Source organism: Streptacidiphilus sp. MAP12-16 (genome assembly GCF_041262165.1).
GTDB lineage: Bacteria > Actinomycetota > Actinomycetes > Streptomycetales > Streptomycetaceae > Streptacidiphilus.
Genome location: NZ_JBGCBY010000006.1, coordinates 98,530 through 120,241, shown reverse-complemented (window position 1 = coordinate 120,241; position 21,712 = coordinate 98,530). Strand labels below are relative to the sequence as shown.

The 21,712-nt window shown below is 71.2% G+C and carries 16 protein-coding genes; 4 read left to right on the top strand and 12 right to left on the bottom strand.

The genetic code is table 11. From position 1 onward, the window contains the following. Positions 1-17 precede the first annotated feature (17 nt). The 6 genes from ABIA33_RS09625 to ABIA33_RS09600 form a co-directional block, all read right to left on the bottom strand. Positions 18-839, bottom strand: a complete 822-nt coding sequence (locus ABIA33_RS09625; RefSeq protein ID WP_370079275.1) for a shikimate dehydrogenase — start codon at positions 837-839, stop codon at positions 18-20. Beyond that, entirely contained in the window at positions 839-2,518 is a 1,680-nt protein-coding gene (gene mltG / locus ABIA33_RS09620; protein ID WP_370079273.1) for an endolytic transglycosylase MltG, read from the bottom strand. Before mltG ends, ABIA33_RS09625 begins: the two co-directional genes overlap by 1 nt. 202 nt (positions 2,519-2,720) lie before the next feature. Continuing rightward, positions 2,721-3,230: a Holliday junction resolvase RuvX gene (gene ruvX / locus ABIA33_RS09615; RefSeq protein ID WP_370079271.1), complete on the bottom strand. Its 510-nt coding sequence runs from the start codon at positions 3,228-3,230 to the stop codon at positions 2,721-2,723. Between the two features lie 11 nt (positions 3,231-3,241). Continuing rightward, complete coding sequence (gene alaS, locus ABIA33_RS09610; RefSeq protein WP_370079785.1) at positions 3,242-5,923, bottom strand: alanine--tRNA ligase; 2,682 nt, start codon at positions 5,921-5,923, stop codon at positions 3,242-3,244. 132 nt (positions 5,924-6,055) lie between these two features. Beyond that, positions 6,056-6,430, bottom strand: a complete 375-nt coding sequence (locus tag ABIA33_RS09605; protein WP_370079269.1) for a DUF6167 family protein — start codon at positions 6,428-6,430, stop codon at positions 6,056-6,058. 5 nt (positions 6,431-6,435) lie between these two features. Then, positions 6,436-6,930 carry a DUF948 domain-containing protein gene (locus ABIA33_RS09600; protein WP_370079267.1) on the bottom strand — a complete coding sequence of 165 codons (495 nt, stop codon included), beginning with the start codon at positions 6,928-6,930 and terminating at the stop codon, positions 6,436-6,438. A gap of 266 nt (positions 6,931-7,196) precedes the next feature. On the opposite strand from ABIA33_RS09600, the gene ABIA33_RS09595 reads away from it, so the two are divergent. Beyond that, positions 7,197-9,446, top strand: coding sequence for a regulator (locus tag ABIA33_RS09595; protein ID WP_370079265.1), 2,250 nt, complete (start codon positions 7,197-7,199; stop codon positions 9,444-9,446). A 75-nt stretch (positions 9,447-9,521) separates the two neighbouring features. Here ABIA33_RS09595 and rpsD read toward each other — a convergent pair whose 3' ends face one another. Beyond that, the gene (rpsD, locus tag ABIA33_RS09590; RefSeq protein ID WP_370079263.1) at positions 9,522-10,136 is read right to left on the bottom strand and encodes a 30S ribosomal protein S4; all 615 of its coding nucleotides are present in this window, start codon (positions 10,134-10,136) and stop codon (positions 9,522-9,524) included. A 395-nt stretch (positions 10,137-10,531) separates the two neighbouring features. Further along, entirely contained in the window at positions 10,532-11,878 is a 1,347-nt protein-coding gene (locus tag ABIA33_RS09585) for a replication-associated recombination protein A (RefSeq protein ID WP_370079261.1), read from the bottom strand. Between the two features lie 128 nt (positions 11,879-12,006). Between ABIA33_RS09585 and ABIA33_RS09580 the strand changes: the two genes are divergently transcribed. Then, on the top strand, positions 12,007-12,660 hold the full coding sequence (locus ABIA33_RS09580; protein ID WP_370079259.1) for a TNT domain-containing protein: 654 nt from the start codon (positions 12,007-12,009) through the stop codon (positions 12,658-12,660). Positions 12,661-12,761: 101 nt separating this feature from the next. On the opposite strand, the gene aspS is transcribed toward ABIA33_RS09580, so the two are convergent. From aspS to ABIA33_RS09565, 3 genes are read right to left on the bottom strand one after another with little or no spacing between them, the layout of a single operon-like run. Continuing rightward, positions 12,762-14,552 carry an aspartate--tRNA ligase gene (gene aspS / locus ABIA33_RS09575; protein WP_370079257.1) on the bottom strand — a complete coding sequence of 597 codons (1,791 nt, stop codon included), beginning with the start codon at positions 14,550-14,552 and terminating at the stop codon, positions 12,762-12,764. Beyond that, the gene (hisS, locus tag ABIA33_RS09570) at positions 14,549-15,814 is read right to left on the bottom strand and encodes a histidine--tRNA ligase (RefSeq protein ID WP_370079255.1); all 1,266 of its coding nucleotides are present in this window, start codon (positions 15,812-15,814) and stop codon (positions 14,549-14,551) included. Before hisS ends, aspS begins: the two co-directional genes overlap by 4 nt. A 12-nt stretch (positions 15,815-15,826) precedes the next feature. After that, positions 15,827-16,534, bottom strand: a complete 708-nt coding sequence (locus ABIA33_RS09565) for an MBL fold metallo-hydrolase (RefSeq protein ID WP_370079783.1) — start codon at positions 16,532-16,534, stop codon at positions 15,827-15,829. 214 nt (positions 16,535-16,748) lie between these two features. Here ABIA33_RS09565 and ABIA33_RS09560 point away from each other — a divergent pair, with 214 nt between their 5' ends. Then, a complete protein-coding gene (locus ABIA33_RS09560) occupies positions 16,749-17,609 on the top strand; it encodes a peptidylprolyl isomerase (protein ID WP_370079253.1) in 861 nt (286 codons plus the stop codon). 206 nt (positions 17,610-17,815) lie between these two features. Further along, positions 17,816-19,045 (top strand): DUF349 domain-containing protein, encoded by a 1,230-nt coding sequence (locus tag ABIA33_RS09555; protein ID WP_370079251.1) that lies wholly within the window; start codon positions 17,816-17,818, stop codon positions 19,043-19,045. Positions 19,046-19,127: 82 nt separating this feature from the next. On the opposite strand, the gene ABIA33_RS09550 is transcribed toward ABIA33_RS09555, so the two are convergent. Beyond that, positions 19,128-21,653, bottom strand: a complete 2,526-nt coding sequence (locus tag ABIA33_RS09550) for a bifunctional (p)ppGpp synthetase/guanosine-3',5'-bis(diphosphate) 3'-pyrophosphohydrolase (RefSeq protein ID WP_370079249.1) — start codon at positions 21,651-21,653, stop codon at positions 19,128-19,130. Positions 21,654-21,712: the final 59 nt, after the last annotated feature.

Here is a 21,712-nt window from a genome sequence, read left to right as displayed (position 1 = left end):
GTTGCGGACCTGCGCGGTCAGGCGGCGAGGGCGGCCTCGCCGGCGGCGCGCATGGCCGCGAGGGGGGCCGGGGTGATGCCGGTGAACAGCTCGCACTGCAGTGCTGCCTGGTGCACCAGGAGGTCGAGGCCTCCCATAACGGTGCCATTGCAGTGTGACCAGGCAGCGGCGAGCGCAGTCGGCCACGGGTGGTAGAGCACGTCGAACAGTGCGCCAGGAGAGGGCGGCACGGAGGCCGCGAGATGGTCCGTCGCCCCGACCGGTGTCGTGGAGATCGTCAACGGCGTGCTGAACGCCTCCGCCGCGCCCTCCCAGGGCGCGGCGGTGACCTTCACGCCGAGACGTTCCCCCAGCTCGCGCATCTGCGCCGCCCGCTCGGGGCCGCGGACGTACGCGGTCACCTCGCCCGTGCAGACCTGAGCGAGAGCCGCCAGCGCGGAGGAGGCCGTGGCCCCTGCCCCGAGCACGGCGGCGGACCCGACCGTCGTCACCCCGCGCTCGCGCAGCGCCGCCACCATGCCGGGGACGTCGGTGTTGTCACCGGTCCGCCGTCCGTCCGCGGTGAACAGCACGGTGTTGACGGCGTCCACGGCCAGCGCCGTGTCGCTGACCTCGTCCAGCAGCGGGATCACGGCGCGCTTCAGCGGCATGGTCAGCGACAGGCCGGTCCAGCCCTCGCCCTCGACGTCGAGAGCCGCGAGGAACCCCGGCAGCGCGGCCTCGTCCACCTCGAACCGGTCGTAGCGGCGGTCGGTCAGCCCCAGCGCCCGGTACGCCGCCCGGTGCAGCACCGGGGAGAGCGAGTGCGCGATCGGCGAGCCCAGGACGGCGGCGCGCATCAGTTGCACTGTCCGGCGGTGGCGTCGAAGCCCTGGTGGTGATCGGTGCAGTACTGCTTCACATAGGTCTTGAACTCGTCGAAGGTCGTCGCGAAGCGGGTGTCGTTCTGGTTCATCGCGATGAAGTAGAACCAGCCGCCCGGCGTGGGGTTGAGCACCGCCTCGATCGCCGCGTCACCCGGGTTGCTGATCGGCCCGGGCGGCAGGCCCTTGCTCACATAGGTGTTGTAGCCGGAGGTGATCGAGTCCTTCTGCTTGTTGGTGAAGGTCTTGCTGTTCAGGAAGTACTGCAGGGTCGTGTCGAGCCCGAGCTTGCCCTGGGTCGCGGTGCTGTTGAGGCGGTTGTTCAGCACCCGGGCGATCTTCCCGAAGTCCTGCGAGTTGTTGCCCTCGGCCTGCAGGATGCTCGCCTCGATCAGCACCTGGTAGCCCGTGGTGAGCTTGGCGCCGGACGCGCCCGCGTCCATCTGCAGCGACTGGAACTTCTCGACCGTGTTCGCGACCATCTGCTTCAGCAGGTCGTCGGGCGTCATGCCCTTGGCGACCGAGTAGCGCGTCGGCCAGAGGAAGCCCTCGATGTTGCCGTTCGCGTAGGCGGGCAGGCCGAGCTTGCCGACATCGGCCTTGGCAGCGGCGGCGGTGCTGCCCGCGGGCAGGCCGAGCTTGGCGTCGATCCTCGGGTATATGTCCGTCGCGCGCAGGCCCTCGGGGATGATCAGCGCGTCGCCGCCGTTGGCGTCGACCAGGAACGCCACCGCGGCAGTGCCCGACATCTGCAGGTGCATGGTGTAGGAGCCGGGCTGGATGCTGGCAGCCTTGGCGTTCTTGTTGTAGGCGTCGACGAACGCCTGGGCGCTCTTCACCACCCCCACCGTCTTGAGCGCGTTGGCCATGTCCCAACCGACCGCGCCCTTCGGGATGGTGACCGTCACCGTGCCGTTGATGCCGGCGCCCGCATAGTCCGGCGCCGGCCCGAAGTGCTTCTGGTAGAAGCCGTAGCCGTAGTAGCCGCCGGCCGCGACGCCCGCGACCAGCAGCAGCGAGATGCCCAGGCAGGCCACCCCGCTGCGCTTGCGCTCGGACCGGCCCTGCTGCTTGCGGCGGCGCTCGCCGCTGCGGCTGTCGTCCTCCGCGGCGAGGAAGGGCTGGTAGCCCTCCTCCTCGTCGTCGTAGCCGTCCTCGTGCCCGGCGAAGAAGCCGCCGGTGTCGTGGTCCCCGCCGTCGTGCGATCCGGCGTCGTGACCGCCCTCGGGGAACTCCTCGTGTGTTCCGTGTCCCTCCCCGCCCGCGTACACCGGGGCCTCGGCCTGGGCGTCGAGCGCGGCGGCCTCGGCCTCCCAGTCGATGCCGTCCGGGCCCAGCATGGGGCCGGGAGCCGGCGCGGGGCGAGCCTGCTGCGGATACGCCTGCCGGGGGTACGGCTGCGGCGGGTAGGGCCGCATTGGCTGCTGCGGCTGCGGCGCCTGCTGGGGGTAGGGGTGCATGGGCTGCTGCGGCTGCGGGGCCTGCTGCTGGCCCGGGTACACGGGCTGCCGTCCGGTGCCGTACGGGTCCTCGGTCTGCGGGTCACCCCAGCCCGGGGCGTGCTGGTAGCCGACGGACCCTGGATAGGGAGCGCCCTGGTTCGGGTCCCCGTGGCCCCATGGTGCGGTGCCGTAGCCCCGGCCCTGGTCGGTCATGCTTCCCCTTGGACGACGTGGCGACCGGTATCCCCCTCCGGCCGGACGGGACTTCCCCGCCGACGATCGAACCGACGTGCCATCGGCCCGCCGTGCTGCGGAACGTTACCCTAAAGTATCCGGGACCTGGTTTCGCAGTAGGACAAATCATCCGCTAAGGGGCCGTCAGCACACGGTGCCCTCGCCACTCGTATGACCCAGCTCACTCATTCGGCCTCCCCGGATCGTCCCCTGCTGCGGGCTGCGCCGGCTCCACTCGCTGCCCAGGAGGGCGGCCCGCCGCCTTCTCCCCGTCCAGCGCGCTCTGCAGGATCACCACGGCCGCGGCCTGGTCGATCACCGAACGGCCCTTCTTGGCCTTCACTCCCGACGCACGGAGCCCGTGCGTGGCGGTGACCGTGGACATCCGCTCGTCCACCAGCCGCACCGGCACCGGGGCCAGCCGCGCCGCCAACTCGCCCGCGTACACCCGCACCTTGGCGGCGGCCGGGCCCTCGCCCCCGTTCAGGGAGCGCGGCAGCCCGACCACCACCTCGACCGCCGCGTACTCCTCGGCAATGGCCACCAGCCGCGCCTGGGAGGCCGGCCCGGCGGGGACGGTCTCGACGGGCGTGGCCAGCATCCCGTCAGGGTCGCAGGAGGCGACCCCGATCCGGGCGTCGCCCACGTCCACGCCGATCCGCCGCCCCCGCCGGAACGTACGCTCGGTCATGGCGCCGTCGGTCATGCCTGGCCGATCTCGCGCCGCACCGCAGCGATGGCTTGGTCCACGGCGCCCGCGTCGGTGCCGCCGCCCTGGGCCACGTCGTCCTTGCCGCCACCCCCGCCACCGAGGGTCTTCGCGGCGGTCCGCACCAGCGCACCGGCCTTGACGCCGCGCTCGCGCGCCGCCTCGTTGGTGGCGATGACGGTCAGCGGACGGCCGTTGGCCACGGTGAACACCGCGACCACGGACGGGCGGTCGCTCCCGCCGGCGGCCTGGGCGAGCCGCTGCCGCACGTCCAGCACGAGCCGGCGCAGGTCGTCCGCCGACGTGCCGTCGGGCACCCGCGCGGCGACCAGTGCCACGCCCGCGACGTCCTCGGCCTGCGCGGCCAGCCCGGCCGCGGCCTGCAGCACCTTCTCGGCGCGGAAGCGCTCGATCTCCTTCTCCGCGTCCTTGAGCTTGCCCAGCACCCCGGCGATCTTCTCCGGAAGCTCCTCGGGACGGCCCTTGACCAGCTCGGTGAGCTGCGCGACCACGGTGTGCTCGCGCGCCAGGAACTTGTAGGCGTCCACGCCGACCAGCGCCTCGACCCGGCGCACACCGGCGCCGATCGAGGACTCGCCGAGCAGCTTCACCAGGCCCAGTTGCGAGGTGTTGGCGACGTGCGTGCCGCCGCACAGCTCCTTGGAGTAGTCGCCGATGGTGACCACCCGCACCGCGTCGCCGTACTTCTCGCCGAACATGGCGATGGCGCCCTGCTTGCGGGCCTCGTCCATGGTCAGGATCTCGGCGGTGACGTCCAGCTCACGGGCCAGCACCTCGTTGATCTTCTGCTCGACGTCGGTGAGCACAGAGCCGGGGATCGCCGTCGGCGAGCCGAAGTCGAAGCGGAACCGGCCAGGGGCGTTCTCGGAACCCGCCTGGGCGGCCGTGGGGCCGAGCGCGTCACGCAGCGCCTGGTGGGTGAGGTGGGTCGCGGAGTGGGCGCGCGACACCGACCGGCGCCGGTCGGCGTCCACCTGCGCGTACGCGATGGCACCCAGCACCACCTCGCCGACCAGCACGCTGCCCTTGTGCACGGTCAGGCCCTTGACGGGCTGCTGCACGTCGCGAACCTCGACCACGGTGCCGGAGTCCAGCCGGATCCGGCCGTGGTCGGCGAGCTGGCCACCGCCCTCGGCGTAGAAGGGGGTGCGGTCCAGGATCACCTCGACCTCGTCGCCCTCGTGCGCGGCCGGAGCCGGCACCCCGTCCACCAGCAGGCCCACGACGGTGGCCTCGCCCATCACGCCCGTGTAGCCGATGAAGTCGGTGGTGCCGGAGCGGTCGGCGACGTCCCGGTACGCCGACACGTCGGCGTGGCCCATCTTCTTGGCCTTGGCGTCGGCCTTGGCCCGGTCCCGCTGCTCCTTCATCAGGCGGCGGAAGCCGTCCTCGTCCACCGAGACGCCCTGCTCGGCGGCCATCTCCAGGGTGAGGTCGATGGGGAAGCCGTAGGTGTCGTGGAGCTGGAACGCCTTGTCGCCGGCCAGTGTGGTGCTGCCTGCGGACTTGGCCTCGGCGACGGCGCTGTCCAGGATGCTGGTGCCGGCCCTCAGGGTCTGGTTGAACGCGCCCTCCTCGCCCAGCGCAACGGCCTCGATGCGCTTCCGGTCGGCCTCCAGTTCGGGGTACTGCTGCCCCATCGTGGAGATGACGGTGTCGACCAGCTCGCCGACGACCAGGCCCGGCGCGCCGAGCAGCCGCATGTTGCGGATCGCGCGGCGCATGATGCGGCGGAGCACGTAGCCCCGGCCCTCGTTGCCGGGGGTGACGCCGTCGCCGATGAGCATCACCGAGGTGCGCATGTGGTCGGCCACGACGCGCAGCGACACGTCCGAGCCGTGCGCCGCGCCGTACTGGACGCCGGTCAGCGCGGTGGCCGTGTCCATCACCACCCGCAGCGTGTCGGTCTCGTACATGTTCTGCACGTCCTGCAGGATCATCGCGAGGCGTTCCAGGCCGAGGCCGGTGTCGATGTTCTTGGCGGGGAGGTCGCCGAGGATCGGGAAGTCCTCCTTGCCGTCGCCCGCGCCGCGCTCGTACTGCATGAAGACCAGGTTCCAGATCTCCACGTAGCGCTCGTCGTTGACGGCGGGGCCGCCCTCGACGCCGAACTCGGGACCGCGGTCGTAGTTGATCTCCGAGCAGGGGCCGCAGGGGCCGGGGACGCCCATGGACCAGTAGTTGTCCTTCTTGCCCAGGCGCTGGATACGTTCGGCCGGGACGCCGATCTTGTCGCGCCAGATCGACTCGGCCTCGTCGTCGTCCTTGTAGACGGTGATCCAGAGCCGCTCCGGGTCAAGGCCGTAGCCGCCGTCGGCGACGGAGGCGGTCAGCAGCTCCCACGCGTAGCCGATCGCCCCCTCCTTGAAGTAGTCACCGAAGGAGAAGTTGCCGCACATCTGGAAGAAGGTGCCGTGCCGGGTGGTCTTGCCGACCTCCTCGATGTCCGGCGTGCGGACGCACTTCTGCACGCTGGTGGCACGCGCGAAGGGCGGCTTGACCTCGCCGAGGAAGTACGGCTTGAAGGGCACCATGCCGGCGGGGACCAGCAGCAGCGTCGGGTCGTCTGCGATCAGCGACGCCGAAGGGACGACGGTGTGACCGCGCTCCTCGAAGAATCGCAGCCAGCGGCGGCGGATCTCAGCCGACTCCATTGTGTACTCCTTCATGAGAATCTCCGGGCGTCAGCCCGGCACAGCGCTGGTGTCTGAAGCCTGCCCCAGGGCAGCGGTCAGGGCTTGGCCGTCATGAGGCCGTCACGGCGACCGAGTGAGAAGCCGCCCTCGTCAGGGGGTGGAGGAGTCACGGTTGTCCTCGTTCCGGCGTTGCTGAGGCATGTCGATGGCTGCGCCAGGTTGCGCAGAGCCGTGCAGTGCGGTGCGTACGAACGTGCCGCGCAGCACGGGCGCGTCCGCGCGGCCGGGTGCCGCCAGGACGCTGCCGTCCAGGCCGAGTTGGCGGTTGAGCTCCAGCTCGCGCTGGGCCATGCCGGAGCGCACCTCGCCCGCGAAGGAGCGTACGGCCTCGCCGAGGTCGACCGCGCCGCGGGCGGCGCTGTCGGCCAGGCTGCCCGGGGTGAGGCTGCGGACGACCCGGTTGGCCTTGTTGAGGGTCCATACGGTCGCACCCGCGCCGACTGCCATCCAGAAGATCCGACGCATCGTGCTCAGCCCTTCCTTCCGGCCCCGAGTCCGATCAGCCGCGACAGCCCGCCGCGGCGCCGCGCGGTGGCGGCCTGCACCTCCGCCTTGACCATCCGCGCGATCAGCTCCCGCTCGGTCTGCTGCGGCACCCAGCGTTCGGGGCGCCCGGCGGAGCGCTGCCGGGCGACGGCACTGCGCACCCCGTAGCTGAACGCGGAGAGCTTCACCAGCGGGCCGCCCAGGGTGGCTGCCATGGTCGAGGACAGCGCGTTGGCGTTGGCCGCGGCATCCTGGACGTTCGCGGTGATCTCGTCGACGCGGACCAGCTGGTCGTTGGCGGCGCGCAGGGTCTCGGCGGCTTCGTCGAGCAGCGGGACGGTGCGCTCGGTGACCGCGGCGACCAGGGTCGTGGCCTGGCGCAGCGCGCCGGCGAGGCGGACCAGGACGACGGCGAGCAGCGTCACCAGCACGGCCCAGAACACGGCGACGACGAGGCCCGCGACCTCTCCACCGGACACCTTGTCGCTCCCTTGCTCGTTCGACCGTTCACGTGACAGTTCGCCCGCGCTCGCGCGCCCGTGGACGTGCTGGAACCCTATCGCGCCACGCCCTGCTTCCCCGACCGCATTCCCACCGCCGCGCCTGGTCCGGGTACGCGTTACGGCCTGGGGGAGCGATAGGGCTCGGGCGCGCGCCCTATCGCTCCCCCGGGTCGTAACCTTCTGCGCGGCCGGCTCGTTAGCCCGATCGGGGAGCGCCCTCAGCACGCCCGAAGGGGGAAGCTTTGACCACCGGCCCCACCAGCAGCAGCCCCACCACCGGCACCACCAGCACCGGCGGGAGCCCCCGCACTGGCGCCGCCGGGAACCTCCCCGCCGAGACTACGTCCTTCCTCGGCCGCTCCGACGAACTCGCCGAGGCCCGGCGGCTGTTGACCCTGACCCGGCTGGTCACCGTGGTCGGCCCCGGCGGGGTCGGCAAGAGCCGGCTCGCGCTCCGGGCCGCGGCACTGGCCGATCCCTCCTCCAAGGGCGGCGCCTGGGTGGTCGAGTGCTCCCTCGTCAGCGACCCCGGGCTGCTGTGCCACGCCGTCGCCGAGGCGCTGCGGCTCACCGACGGCACCGCCCGCCCGCCCGCCGACGTCCTGGTCGAGCATCTGCGGGGACGTGACCTGCTGCTCGTCCTCGACGGCTGCGAGCACCTGGTGGACTCCTGCTCGGCGCTGGTCGCCCGCCTGCTCGCCGCCGCGCCCGGGCTGCGGGTCCTCGCGACCAGTCGGCAGCCGCTGGGGGTGCCCGGCGAGCACCTGCTCCCGGTCCCCCCGCTGCCGGCGGACAGCCCGACCGCGGCGGCCGTCGAGCTCTTCGTCCAGCGGGCCGCCGCCGTCGTACCGGGCTTCCGCCTCACCCCTGCCAACGAAGCGGCCGTGACCGCCCTGTGCCGCCGCCTCGACGGCATCCCGCTGGCCCTGGAACTCGCCGCCGGCCGGCTGCGGGTCCTCTCGCTCGAGCAGATCAGCGAACGTCTGGACGACCGCTTCCGGATCCTCACCGGCGGTGCCCGCACCGCGCTCCCCCGGCATCAGACGCTGCGTACGGCCATCGGCTGGAGCCACGAGCTGTGCACCTCCGCCGAGCGGCTGCTGTGGGCCAGGATCTCGGTCTTCGCCGGAGGCTTCGACCTGGACGCCGCGGAGTACGTCTGCTCGGGCGACGGGCTGCGCGCCGACGAGGTGCTCGACGTGCTCTCCGAGCTCGTCGCCAAGTCCATCGTGCTGCGCGAGGGCGACCCCGACGACCTGCGCGTCCCGCAGCAGGGCGGTCGCTACCGGATGCTGGACACCCTGCGCGAGTACGGCGCCCGCTGGCTCCGCGAGGCCGGGGCGGAGCATCTGCTGCGCCGCCGCCACCGCGACTGGTACCTGGGGCTGGCCACCTGGGGCGAGATCGAGTGGTTCAGCGCCCGCCAGGCCCAGACCAGCGACCGGACCCACCAGGCGCACGCCAACCTCCGCACCGCATTGGACTACTGCCTCACCGAGCCCGGCGAGGAACAGCTCGCGCTCTTCCTGGCGGGCACGCTCTGGTACTTCTGGGTCGGTTGCGGGCACCTCAGCGAGGGCCGGCACTGGTTGGACCGGGCGTTGGCGCTGTCCGGCGAACCCACCGAGGCCCGGGCCAAGGCGCTGTGGGTCACCGGCTACATGGCGACCCTGCAGGGCGACCTGGTCCGGGCCCGCCCCGCGCTGGAGGAGTGCCACCGCCAGGCCCTGGAGACCGGCGACGACCGGGCGCTCGCGTACGCGGTGCACCGGCAGGGCTGCGCGGCGCTGATCGGGGACGACCTGCCGCGCGCCGCCGAGCTGTTCGAGGAGGCGCTGTGGCACTACGACAAGCTCGGCGAGCTCAACAGCAACGTGGTCATGGCGATGTTCGAGCTGGGTCTCGCGATGATCTTCCAGGGCGACACGGCCGGCGGCGAGGTCTGGATGTCCAAGGTCAGAGAGGTGTGCGAGGAGTTCGGCGAGCAGTGGGCGTACGCGTACGGCCTGTTCGCGGTCGCTTACTCGGAGTGGCTGGGGGGCAATCTGCGTGCCTCGCGCGCACACGCCCGCGAGAGCGTGCGGCTGAACCACGTCTTCCGTGACCTGGTGGGGGTGGTGCTGGGTCTGGAGGTGCTGGCGCTGCTCTCGACCGAGCCGGACGAGGACGACGGCCGCCCCGTGGATCTGCGGGAGGCCCGGCTGTTGCAGGGCGCGGCGCACGGCATCTGGCAGAAGGTCGGCATCCCGCTGTTCGGTTCGCGCAGCTTCAACGCGGCGCACGCGGAGTGCAAGGTGCGGGTCCTGGCAGGGCTGAGCGAGCAGGACGCTGCGGAATCGTTCCGGCTCGGCACCCTGCTGGACCTGGACGCGGCCGTCACCCGTGCCCTGCACGGCGCCGGGCCGGCCGACGGCGGCCCGCCGGACGGCGGACCGCCCGGCCCCTGCCCCACGCCTGCCGAGCCGCGCACCACGGCGTCCGCCGGAGCCTGAACGCACTGTGCCCCCTGCGGCCGGAGGCTGCAGGGGGCACAGTGCGTTCAGCGTGGTGCAGATACCACTCGCGGGTCAGCGCGAGTAGTACTCGACGACGAGCTGCTCGTCGCAGATGACCGGGACCTCACGGCGCTGCGGCGCACGGTCCAGGCGGAAGGCCAGGGCCTTCAGGTTGACCTCGAGGTACTTCGGGGTCTGACCCTCGCCCGCGTTGCCACCCTCACGGGCGACCAGGAAGGGGGTCTTCTCCTTGGAACGCTCGCGGACCGTCACCACGAAGCCGGGCTTGAGCTGGTACGAGGGACGGTTCACCTTGCCACCGTTGACCTCGATGTGGCCGTGGACGACCATCTGGCGAGCCTGGTAGATGGTGCGGGCAATGCCCGAACGCAGCACCAGAGAGTCCAGACGGGTCTCCAGCTCGCTGATCAGCGCCTCACCGGTCTTGCCCTCGACCTTGCGGGCACGGTCGAACGCGCGGGCCATCTGGGTCTCGCTCAGGTCGTACTGCGCACGCAGACGCTGCTTCTCGACCAGACGGACCTTGTAGTCCGAGTTCTGCTTGCGGCCACGGCCGTGCTGGCCGGGCGGGTACGGGCGGGCCTCGAAGTACTTGACGGACTTCGGGGTCAGCGGAATGCCCAGAGCACGGGCAATCTTGACCTTGGGGCGCTTCTGGTTCGTCATGAACCAAACCTCTTCTCACTGTGCGACTGGCTCACCACTGTTGAAGGAGGTCGCTTCTCGCGGTCCGGGGAAACCACCGCACGCAAGGCGTGGTGATCAGCCGTTCTCCGGAACCGGGCACAATGTGCAGCACACGACAGGCCCACCGCCGGGAAGGTGGTGGGCTGCACGCGACACCCGAAGGTGCGCGACGCTCCTGGAGGCACCCCCGCGAGCGGAGGGCTCCCTGTATGACGTCCCGCTGGTGACGCACAGGTCTGCACCTGGGCACGGGGCGTCTCGCTTCGGGCAAGTGTATCGGACCCCAGGCAGCACTACCGACCACGGCCACCTGCCCGTCCCACCAGCCCGCGCCAGCGCCAGCGCCCGCGCCTGCGCCTGCGCCTGCTACGGGGCTACTGCCCGTTCAGCTTCGCCCGCACCCACTCGGCGATGTCCGCGTAGCGCGCCTCCGCGCCGTGCCGGGTCGGGCGGTAGTACGTGCGCCCGTGCACCGCGTCCGGCGCGTACTGCTGCGCGGCGATGCCCTCCGGCAGGTCGTGCGGGTACTGGTAGCCCTGGGCGTGCCCCAGCTTCTTCGCGCCCGCGTAGTGCCCGTCGCGCAGATGCGCCGGCACCGGGCCCGCCAGCCCTTTCCGCACGTCCGCGATCGCCTCTCCGATCGCCACCGTCGCCGCGTTGGACTTGGGCGCGAGCGCCAGCGCGATCACCGCGTGCGACAGCGTCAGCGCGGCCTCGGGAAAGCCGATCATCGCCACCGCCTGCGCGGCGGCGACGGCGATCGGCAGCGCGTTGGGGTCGGCGAGACCGATGTCCTCGCTCGCCGAGATCATCAGCCGCCGGGCGATGAACCTCGGGTCCTCGCCGGCCTCGATCATCCGCGCCAGGTAGTGCAGCGCCGCGTCGACGTCGCTCCCCCGGATCGACTTGATCAGCGCGCTCGCCACGTCGTAGTGCTGGTCGCCGTCCCGGTCGTAGCGGACCGCCGCCTTGTCGACGGCCTGCTCGACCGTCTCCAGCAGCACCTCGGTCCCGCCCAGCGCGAGCGCCGTACCGGCGGCCGCCTCGAGCGCCGTCAGCGCCTTGCGCGCGTCCCCACCGGCGATCCGTACCAGGTGGTCCTCGGCCTCGTCCGCCAGCGTCACCGCCCCGGCGAGGCCGCGCTCGTCACCCACGGCGCGGTGCAGCAGCTCCCTGACGTCCTCGTCGGTCAGCGACTCCAGGGTCAGCAGCAGCGACCGGGACAGCAGCGGCGAGATCACCGAGAAGTACGGGTTCTCCGTCGTCGCCGCGATCAGCGTGATCCAGCGGTTCTCCACCGCAGGGAGCAGCGAGTCCTGCTGCGCCTTGGAGAAGCGGTGGATCTCGTCCAGGAAGAGCGTCGTCTCCCGCCCCGACCCGCCCATCTCGCGCCGCGCGGACTCGATGACCGTCCGGACCTCCTTCACTCCCGCGGTGATCGCCGACAGCTCGACGAAGCGCCGATCCGTGGCCTGGCTGATCACATACGCGAGGGTGGTCTTCCCGGTCCCCGGCGGGCCCCAGAGGATCACCGAGGAGGTCGCCGCGGGCCCGCCCTCGCTAGCGACCAGCCGCCGCAGCGGCGATCCCTCCCCCAACAGCCGCCGCTGGCCCGCCACCTCGTCCAGCGTGCGCGGACGCATCCGGACCGCGAGCGGGGACCGCTCCGGCTCCCTGGCCTGGCGTTCCTCGGCGGCGGCGGTGAAGAGGTCGGGTTCCACGTCCCCGACCCTATGCGACACGACCCCTCCGTCGAGAGGGCGTTGTTGACGGGGCACAGCCACGCCCACTTGGATGGTCACCGTACGCACACGACCAGTCACGTAGCGCACCACAGCCAAGGAGGACCATGCGGATCCGACGGTTCACGGCCACGCTCCTCGCAGTCGCCGCCCTGTTCGTCACGGGCAACGCCACAGCGGTCGCGGCCACACCTACCGCCACCCCTCCGGACCAGTGCTCGGCCGCCTACGTCGACAACGACTCCCGGCTCGGCCCGGCGGAGCTACCGAGGTTCGGACGGGTGGGATTCGAGCTGCTCGGCTACCACCGCTCCGGCCGCCTGACCGACGCCCAGTTGCTGTCCCAGTACTACAGCCCGACCGCCAACTCCGGCTCGCCCGGCTGGATCTACCCGCCGGACAACGGCTACGTCATCGCTCCGGACGGCCAACCGATCGAGACCACGCAGACGCTGACCCCCGGTCAGGACATTGACCGGTTCGGCAGCGAGTACGGCTCGTTCCTCGCGCCCGAGGGACTCCCCTACGCCGCCCGGTCCATCCCGCCGTCCAGCCTCGACAGCACGCCCGCCGCGAGCTGCAACTACCACGACTACCGGGTCGTCAAGCCCTTCACCGTGGACGCTGGCCCGATCGCCCCCTGGTTCGGCCAGCCCGGGTACGGCTGGCAGTACCAGCTGGACTCCACGCTGGTCGCGGGCTCCCCGTCCCGGCTGAACGTGCTGTGGCTGGTCACCAACGGCTACCTGGCACGGCTGTAGCCGGAGCCGCTAAGGACGAGTACGGACGAGCTACGGACGAGCTACATGCGCAAGGTCCGGGGCCGCGCCGCACAGGCGCTGCCCCGGACCTCGATACCGCGTCAGTTCTCTTCTTGCTGCTCCGACTTCGCCTGCTCGCTCGATCGTGGCTGCGCGTCCACACCGGCCTCCTTGCGCTGCTGCGCGGTGATCGGCGTCGGGGCCCCGGTCAGGGGGTCGCCGCCGGTGGAGGTCTTCGGGAAGGCCATGACGTCACGGATGGTGTCGTAGCCGCCCAGCAGCGCCACCAGGCGGTCGAGGCCCAGGGCGATGCCGCCGTGCGGCGGGGGGCCGAAGTCGAAGGCGTTCAGCAGGAAGCCGAACTGCGACTGCGCCTCCTCCTCGGAGAGCCCGATCGCGTCGAAGGCACGCTTCTGGACGTCCTTCTGGTGGATACGGATCGAGCCGCCGCCGATCTCGGAGCCGTTGAGCACCAGGTCGTAGGCGTTGGAGAGGGCGTTGCCCGGGTCCTTGTCGAAGGTGTCCATCGACTCGGCGGTGGGCGCGGTGAAGGGGTGGTGGACCGCGTGCCAGCCGATGTGCTCGCCCTTGTCGTCCCACAGGTGCTCAAACATCGGGAAGTCGACGACCCACAGGAAGGCCCACGCGGACTCGTCGATCAGGTCGCAGCGGCGGCCGATCTCCAGGCGGGCCGCGCCGAGCAGTTCCTGGGACTCCGTCTTCCTGCCCGCGGCGAAGAAGACCGCGTCGCCCGGCTTGGCGCCGACGGCGGCGGCAAGACCGGCCAGGTGCTCGGCGGACAGGTTCTTGGCGACAGGGCCGCGCAGCTCGCCGGTCTCCTCGTCCACCAGGACGTAGGCGAGGCCGCGCGCGCCGCGCGCCTTCGCCCAGTCCTGCCAGGCGTCGAGCTGCTTGCGCGGCTGCGAGGCGCCGCCGGGCATGACGACCGCACCGACGTACGGGGCCTGGAAGACGCGGAACTCCGTGCCCGCGAAGTATTCGGTGAGGTCGGTGAGCTCGTTTTCGAAGCGGACGTCGGGCTTGTCCGAGCCGTAGCGGGCCATCGCCTGGGCGTAGGTGAGGCGCGGCAGCGGAAGCTGCACCTCGTGGCCGTGCACCTCGCTCCAGATCCGGGCGACGATCTTCTCGCCCAGCGCCAGGATGTCCTCCTGGTCGACGAACGACGCCTCGATGTCGAGCTGGGTGAACTCCGGCTGGCGGTCGGCGCGGAAGTCCTCGTCGCGGAAGCAGCGCGCGATCTGGTAGTAACGCTCCATGCCCGCGACCATCAGCAACTGCTTGAACAGCTGCGGCGACTGCGGCAACGCGTACCAGTGGCCGGGCTGGAGCCGGACCGGGACCAGGAAGTCGCGGGCGCCCTCGGGGGTGGAGCGGGTCAGGTACGGCGTCTCGATGTCGAGGTAGTCGTTCTCCTCCATCACCGTGCGGATGATGTGGGTGGCCCTGGAGCGCAGCCGCAGCGCCTTCGCCGGGCCCTCACGGCGCAGGTCGAGGTAGCGGTAGCGGAGGCGGACTTCCTCGTTGACCGAACCCGGCTCGTACTCGGCGACCTGGAACGGCAGCGCGGCGGACTCCGAGAGGACCGTGAGCTCGTGGACGACGACCTCGACCGCGCCGGTCGGGATCTCCGTGTTCTCGTTGCCCTCGGGGCGGAGCCGGACCTCACCGACGATCTTGACGCACCACTCGGAGCGCAGGCCGTGCACCGAGTCCAGGTCGCGCACCACGACCTGGACGGTGCCGGAGGCGTCGCGCAGATCGATGAAGGCGACACCGCCGTGGTCGCGGCGGCGGGCGACCCAGCCTGCGAGGGTCACGGTGGTGCCGGCGTGCTCCGGGCGGAGCGTGCCGGCTTCATGGCTGCGGATCACTTGAGCTTCTCCTTGAGGGTGGTGACGAGAGCGTCCAGGGCGACCGGGGTCTGGTCACCGGTGGTGAGGTCCTTGAGCTGCACCAGGCCTTCGGCGAGATCCCGCTCCCCGGCGACCAGCGCGAAGCGCGCGCCGGAGCGGTCCGCGGCCTTCATGGCCGCCTTGAGTCCCTTGCCGCCGTACGCGAAGTCGGCGCTGACGCCGTCGCGGCGGAGTTCGGTGACCACGCCGAAGAGCACGCTGCGGGCCTGCTCGCCAAGCGGAACGGCGAAGACGTCACTGCTGCGCGGTGCCGGCAGCTCGATGCCTTCGGCCTCCAGCGCCAGAACGGTTCGGTCCACACCCAGCGCCCAGCCGACGGAGGGCAGCGCGGGTCCGCCGATCATCTCGGACAGCCCGTCGTAACGCCCGCCGCCGCCGACGGCCGACTGCGCGCCGAGGCCGTCGTGCACGAACTCGAAGGTGGTACGGGTGTAGTAGTCGAGACCCCGGACCAGCTTGAGGTCATCCTCGAAGGCGACGCCGGAGGCGGTCAGGATCTCGCGGACCTGCTCGTGGTACGCCTTGCAGTCCTCGCACAGGTAGTCCACCAGCATGGGCGCGCCGACGAGCTGCTTCTGGACGTCGGGGCGCTTGTCGTCGAGCACCCGCAGCGGGTTGATCTCGGCGCGCCGGACCGTGTCGGCGTCCAGGTCGAGGCCGTGCAGGAACTCCTGCAGGGCGGCGCGGTAGACCGGTCGGCACTGCCTGTCGCCGAGGCTGTTGAGCAGGATGCGGAAGTTGCGCAGGCCGAGGGAGCGGTAGGCATCGGAGGCCAGGATGATCAACTCGGCGTCCAGCGCCGGGTCCTCGGCGCCGATGGCCTCCGCGCCGACCTGCCAGAACTGGCGGTAGCGGCCCTTCTGCGGCTTCTCGTAGCGGTACTGCGAGCCGGAGTACCAGAGTTTGACCGGCAGGTTGCCGATCCGGTGCAGATTGGCCTCAAGAGTGGCCCGCAGCACCGAGGCCGTCGCCTCGGGGCGCAGCGCGAGTTCGTCGCCGCCGAGGGTCGTGAGGGTGAACATCTCCTTGCTCACGATGTCGGTGGACTCGCCGACACCTCGGGAGAACAGGTTGATGTCCTCGAAGACCGGTGTCTCGATGTACCCGTAGCCCGCGCGGCGCAGCGGGGCGGCGATCGCCTCGCGCACGGCAAGCACCGTGGCGGACTCCGCGGGCAGGATGTCGTAGGTCCCCTTGGGGGCCTGGAAGGAGCTACTCACGTCTCGTCTCAATCAGAGTCCCCGGCGCGGTGCGCCGGGCTCGGTCGTCACGCCCGCGACCTGGCGCAGGTACGGGTTGCCGGCGCGTTCGCGGCCGATGGTGGTCTGGGGGCCGTGGCCGGAGAGCACCACGGTCTCGTCCTGGAGCGGCAGGCACACGCGGGCCAGCGACTTCAGGAGGGCGTCGTGGTCGCCTCCGGGTAGATCGGTTCGTCCTACGGAGCCGGCGAAGAGCAGGTCACCCGAGAAGAGCACCGGGGGGAGGTCCGGAGCGGCGGGGGTCCTGAAGGTCACCGACCCCCCGGTATGGCCGGGTGCGTGGTCCACGGTGAGCCGCAGACCGGCGAGGTCGAGGACGCTGCCGTCGGTGAGGATGCGCAGGTCGTCGGGCTCGCCGACGGTGAGCTCGCCCATCAACTGCGCGCCGAGCGAGCGGCCGAGCGCCTTCTCGGGGTCGGCGAGCATGTAACGGTCCTCGGGGTGGATCCAGGCCGGGATGCCGCGTGCGCCGCAGATCGGCATGACCGAGGCGACGTGGTCGATGTGCCCGTGCGTGAGGACGACGGCGACCGGCTTGAGGCCGTGCTCGCGGACGGCCTCCTCGACCCCGGCGGTGGCCTCGTGCCCCGGGTCGACGATCACACATTCCTCGCCGGAGGCGGGGGCGACCAGGTAGCAGTTGGTGCCCCAGGCCCCTGCGGGGAAACCGGCGATGAACACGTTGGTCCTTTGCACGTCGGAGGCGGTTGTAGCGGCGAAGGAAGACTGCAGGCAGCCTACCGGCGGGGCGGGGACGATCGCGAACCCGTTACCGGCGGGGCGCGTAGTGGCGGGGTTGCCCTTCGGCTTTCAGATTCCCTCCCTACACTGAGCGGCCAACGGGTACGAAGATCCCCACCGCCGAGGTGTGGCGTACGTGAAGGAGTGACGGTCGGTGGCACCCAACGACAAGCCCAGCAAGCCTCTCCCCAAGGACAAGGAGAAGCGGCGTCGGGAACTGGAGCGGCTGAAGTACCAGCGCCAGGCGGAGAAGCGCGCTCAGTCGGTGGTTCGGGCGCGAAAGCGGACGGCGGTAGTAGGCGTCGCGGTGGTCGCCGTGGCGGGCGTCGCCGGCGGGGCGTGGGCGCTGAGCGGGTCGGGTTCCAAGACGAAGCCGGTGGCCGCGTCTTCGGCCTCGCCGAAGGCCACGGCCAGCGCGGCCGCGGTGCACGTGCAGGGCTGCACCACGGCTGCGGCGGGAACGCCGGGGAGCAAGCAGTGGAAGGCCGAGCCGGCGATGTCCATCGACACCAAGGCGTCGTACACGGCGACCCTCGACACCAACTGCGGCCCGGTGACGCTGAAGCTGGACGCGGCCAACGCTCCGCACACGGTCAACTCCTTCGTCTTCCTGGCCGGACAGCACTTCTTCGACCATGTGAAGTGCCACCGGCTGACCACCGGCGGGCTGTCGGTGCTGCAGTGCGGCGACCCGACCGGTTCGGGCTCCGGCGGCCCCGGTTACACCATCCCGGACGAGAACCTGAAGGACACCGCGCTCAAGGGCGGCACCTACCCGGCCGGGACCGTGGCGATGGCGAACACCGGCCAGGCCCACACCGGGGGCAGCCAGTTCTTCCTGGTCTACAAGGACAGCCAGTTGCCGGCCAGCTACACCCCGTTCGGCACCATCACCGGCGGCCTGGACATCCTGCAGCGGGTGGCGGCGGCCGGCACCAACAACGCCAACGGAACCGGGGACGGGGCTCCACTGCAGAGCGTCGTGATGAACTCGGTCACCACCGCGAAGGGCTGAGGCGGACCCGGCCGGGGCCGATACCGGACCGGCGGCGCGCGGGGCAGTTTTCGCCGCCGGGATACGGACAGCACCGGGGCCGGTCGCCTATGTTGGCGTCTTGTAGGGTGCCTTGACCCGGCGGCGACTCTGAGCTCGGCCGGACATCGAACTGTGGACGGTGGCCCTTGCCTCCTGGCGGAGGGCCACCATATGGAGGAGGCGCTGTGACCAGCGACCCGTGGGGCCGTGTCGACGACGAGGGGACCGTCTACGTGCGGACGGCCGAGGGCGAGCGTGTCGTCGGCTCGTGGCAGGCAGGTTCCCCCGACGAGGCACTTGCCTACTTCACCCGGAAGTACGAGGGAATCGCGGTCGAGATCGGACTGCTGGAGCGCCGGGTCCGCACGACGGACCTGGCCGCGAAGGACGCGATGACCGCGATCGAGCACCTGCAGGCGCAGGTGACCGAGGGCCATGCGGTCGGTGACCTGGACGTGCTGGCGAAGCGCCTGGAGGCGCTGGTCGGCGAGGTCGAGAGCCGTCGCGAGGAGCGCAAGGCCGCGCGCGCCAAGGCCCAGGACGAGGCCAAGGTCGCCAAGGAGGCCCTGGTCGCCGAGGCCGAGCAGCTCGCCGAGTCGACCCAGTGGCGGGAGGCCGGGGACCGGCTGCGCGCCCTGGTGGACACCTGGAAGGGCCTGCCCCGGCTCGACCGCAAGTCCGACGACGAGCTCTGGCACCGCTTCTCGCACGCCCGGTCGACCTTCTCCAAGCGCCGCAAGGCCCACTTCGCGACGCTGGACCAGCAGCGCGACGAGGCCAGGCAGCACAAGGAGAAGCTGGCCAAGGAGGCCGAGTCGCTGTCCGGCTCCACGGACTGGGGCGCCACCGCGGCGCGTTACCGCGAGCTGATGGCGGAGTGGAAGGCGGCAGGCCGCGCCCAGCGCGAGGCCGAGGACGAGCTGTGGACCCGCTTCCGGGGCGCGCAGGACGTGTTCTTCCAGGCGCGTTCGGCGGTGTTCGACGAGCGTGACGCCGAGGAGAAGGAGAACCAGAAGCTCAAGGAGGCCCTGCTGGTCGAGGCGGAGGCGCTGCTTCCGATCGGGGACCTCAAGGCCGTCAAGGCGTCCTACCGCTCGATCAGCGAGCGCTGGGAGGAGATCGGCCACGTGCCGCGCGACGCCCGGCCCAAGCTGGAGGCCCGGCTGCACACCGTCGACCGGGCGATCCGGGAGGCCGAGGAGGCCGAGTGGCAGCGCAGCAACCCGGAGGCCCGCGCGCGTGCGCAGGGGATGACGGGCCTGCTGCAGGCGGCCGTGGACAAGCTGGAGAAGCAGATCGAGGCAGCGCGGGCGAAGGGCGACAACTCCCGCGTGGCCAAGCTCGAAACCGAGCTGGCGGGCCGCCGCGAGCTGCTCGACCAGGCCCTCAAGGGTCTGCAGGAGTTCGGCGGCTAGAGCCTGCCGGCGTATGACGTGCGAGAGGCCCTCACCCCCCTGGGGGTGAGGGCCTCTCGCACGAGCCGAGCCGGTGCGCTCGCTACCGCTGCTGCCTGGCGGAGGTGACCCGGTAGACGTCGTACACGCCCTCCACGCCACGGACGGCCTTGAGGACGTGGCCGAGGTGCTTGGGGTCGCCCATCTCGAAGGTGAAGCGGCTCATCGCGACCCGGTCGCGGGAGGTCTGCACCGCCGCCGACAGGATGTTGACGTGCTGGTCGGACAGCACCCGGGTGACGTCCGAGAGCAGCCGGGACCGGTCCAGCGCCTCGACCTGGATGGCGACCAGGAAGACCGAGGACTGGGTCGGCGCCCACTCGACATCGACCATGCGCTCCTGCTGCTGCGCCAGCGAGTCGACGTTGACGCAGTCGGCGCGGTGGACCGAGACGCCGTTGCCCCGGGTGATGAAGCCGACGATGGGGTCGCCGGGGACGGGCGTGCAGCAGCGGGAGAGCTTGACCCAGACGTCGGAGATGCCCTTGACCACGACGCCGGGGTCGGCCGCCGCGCGGCGGTTGCGGCGTCCGCTGGCCGGGGACGGGGTAGTGGTCTCCGCGATGTCCTCGGTGGCCCCCTCCTCGCCGCCTAGGGCCTGGACCAGCTTCTGCACGATGGTCTGCGCGGAGACATGGCCCTCGCCGATGGCGGCGTAGAGGGAGGAGATGTCGGGGTAGCGCATCTCGTGGGCCAGGGTGACCAGCGAGTCGCCGGTGAGGATGCGCTGCAGCGGCAGGCCCTGCTTGCGCATGGCCCGGGTGATGGCCTCCTTGCCCTGCTCGATGGCCTCCTCGCGGCGCTCCTTGGAGAACCAGGCGCGGATCTTGTTGCGGGCGCGTGGGGACTTGACGAAGCCGAGCCAGTCGCGGGACGGCGCGGCGTTGGCAGCCTTGGAGGTGAACACCTCGACCAGGTCGCCGTTGTCCAGCGTGCTCTCCAGCGGCACCAGGCGGCCGTTGACGCGCGCGCCTATGGTCCGGTGGCCGACCTCGGTGTGGACGGCGTAGGCGAAGTCGACGGGGGTGGCCCCGGCGGGCAGCGCTATCACGTCGCCCTTCGGCGTGAAGACGAAGACCTCGTTGTTGGACAGATCGAAGCGCAGCGACTCCAGGAACTCGCTGGGGTCCTCGGTCTCCTTCTGCCAGTCGAGGAGTTGGCGCAGCCAGGCCATCTCGTTGACGGTGTCGGCTTTGGCGCCCTTGCCGGTGGGGGTGTCGGTGCGGACCTTGGAGGTGCCAGCGACGGCCTGCTGCTTGTACTTCCAGTGCGCGGCGATGCCGTACTCGGCGCGGCGGTGCATGTCGAAGGTACGGATCTGCAGCTCGACCGGCTTGCCGCCGGGGCCGATGACCGTGGTGTGCAGCGACTGGTACATGTTGAACTTGGGCATCGCGATGTAGTCCTTGAACCGCCCCGGCACCGGGTTCCACCGCGCGTGGATGGTGCCCAGCGCCGCGTAGCAGTCGCGGACGGAGTCGACCAGGACCCGGATGCCCACCAGGTCGTAGATCTCGGCGAAGTCGCGGCCGCGCACGATCATCTTCTGGTAGACGCTGTAGTAGTGCTTGGGCCGGCCGGTGACGGTGGCCTTGATACGGGCGGCCCGCAGGTCGCCCATGACCTGGTCGGTGACCGTGGTCAGGTACTCGTCGCGCTTGGGGGCGCGCTCGGCGACCAGGCGGACGATCTCGTCGTACATCTTGGGGTAGAGGATCGCGAAGGCCAGGTCCTCCAGCTCCCACTTGATGGTGTTCATGCCGAGCCGGTGCGCCAGCGGGGCGTAGATCTCCAGCGTCTCGCGGGCCTTCTTCTCCTGCTTCTCCCGCTTGAGGTAGCGCATGGTGCGCATGTTGTGCAGGCGGTCGGCGAGCTTGATGACCAGGACGCGCGGGTCCTTGGCCATGGCGACGACCATCTTGCGGACCGTCTCGGCCTGCGCGGCCTCGCCGAACTTGACCTTGTCGAGCTTGGTCACGCCATCGACCAGCATGGCGACGGTGTCGCCGAAGTCACGGCGGAGCGTCTCCAGGCCGTAGTCGGTGTCCTCGACGGTGTCGTGCAGCAGCCCGGCCATCAGGGTCGGGGTGTCCATGCCGAGCTCGGCAAGGATGGTGGCGACCGCGAGGGGGTGCGTGATGTACGGGTCGCCGCTCTTGCGCTTCTGGCCGCGGTGCCAGCGCTCCGCGATCTGGTAGGCCCGCTCCAGGGTGACCAGGTCGGCCTTGGGGTCGTTGCCCCGGACGATCCGGAAGAGCGGTTCGAGCACCGGGTTGAGCGTGCTGCCGCGCTGGCCGCCGAGACGGGCGAGGCGGGCCCGTACCCGGCTGGGCGAGGCCGCGGTGGGGCGGAGTGCCATCGGGGCGTGCGCGGCGGCCCTGGCGGCCACTGAGGCGGGCGGCACAGGAGTGGGGCGGGCGGGCGCGGCCGTGCCCGGGCGCGGCCCCTTCGCCGGCTCCGCGGCGGGGACGGCGTCCTGCGCGTCGGCAGTGGTGGGCACGACCTCTTCCGGCAAGTGCACTCCTAAAGGCGCGAATCGCCGAGGCTTCAAACACGGCGAGTACTCCATGGTACCGAGCGGCAACGACAGTCGTTCTCCGGGACGCCTGGGGCGGGCCACAGTACGTT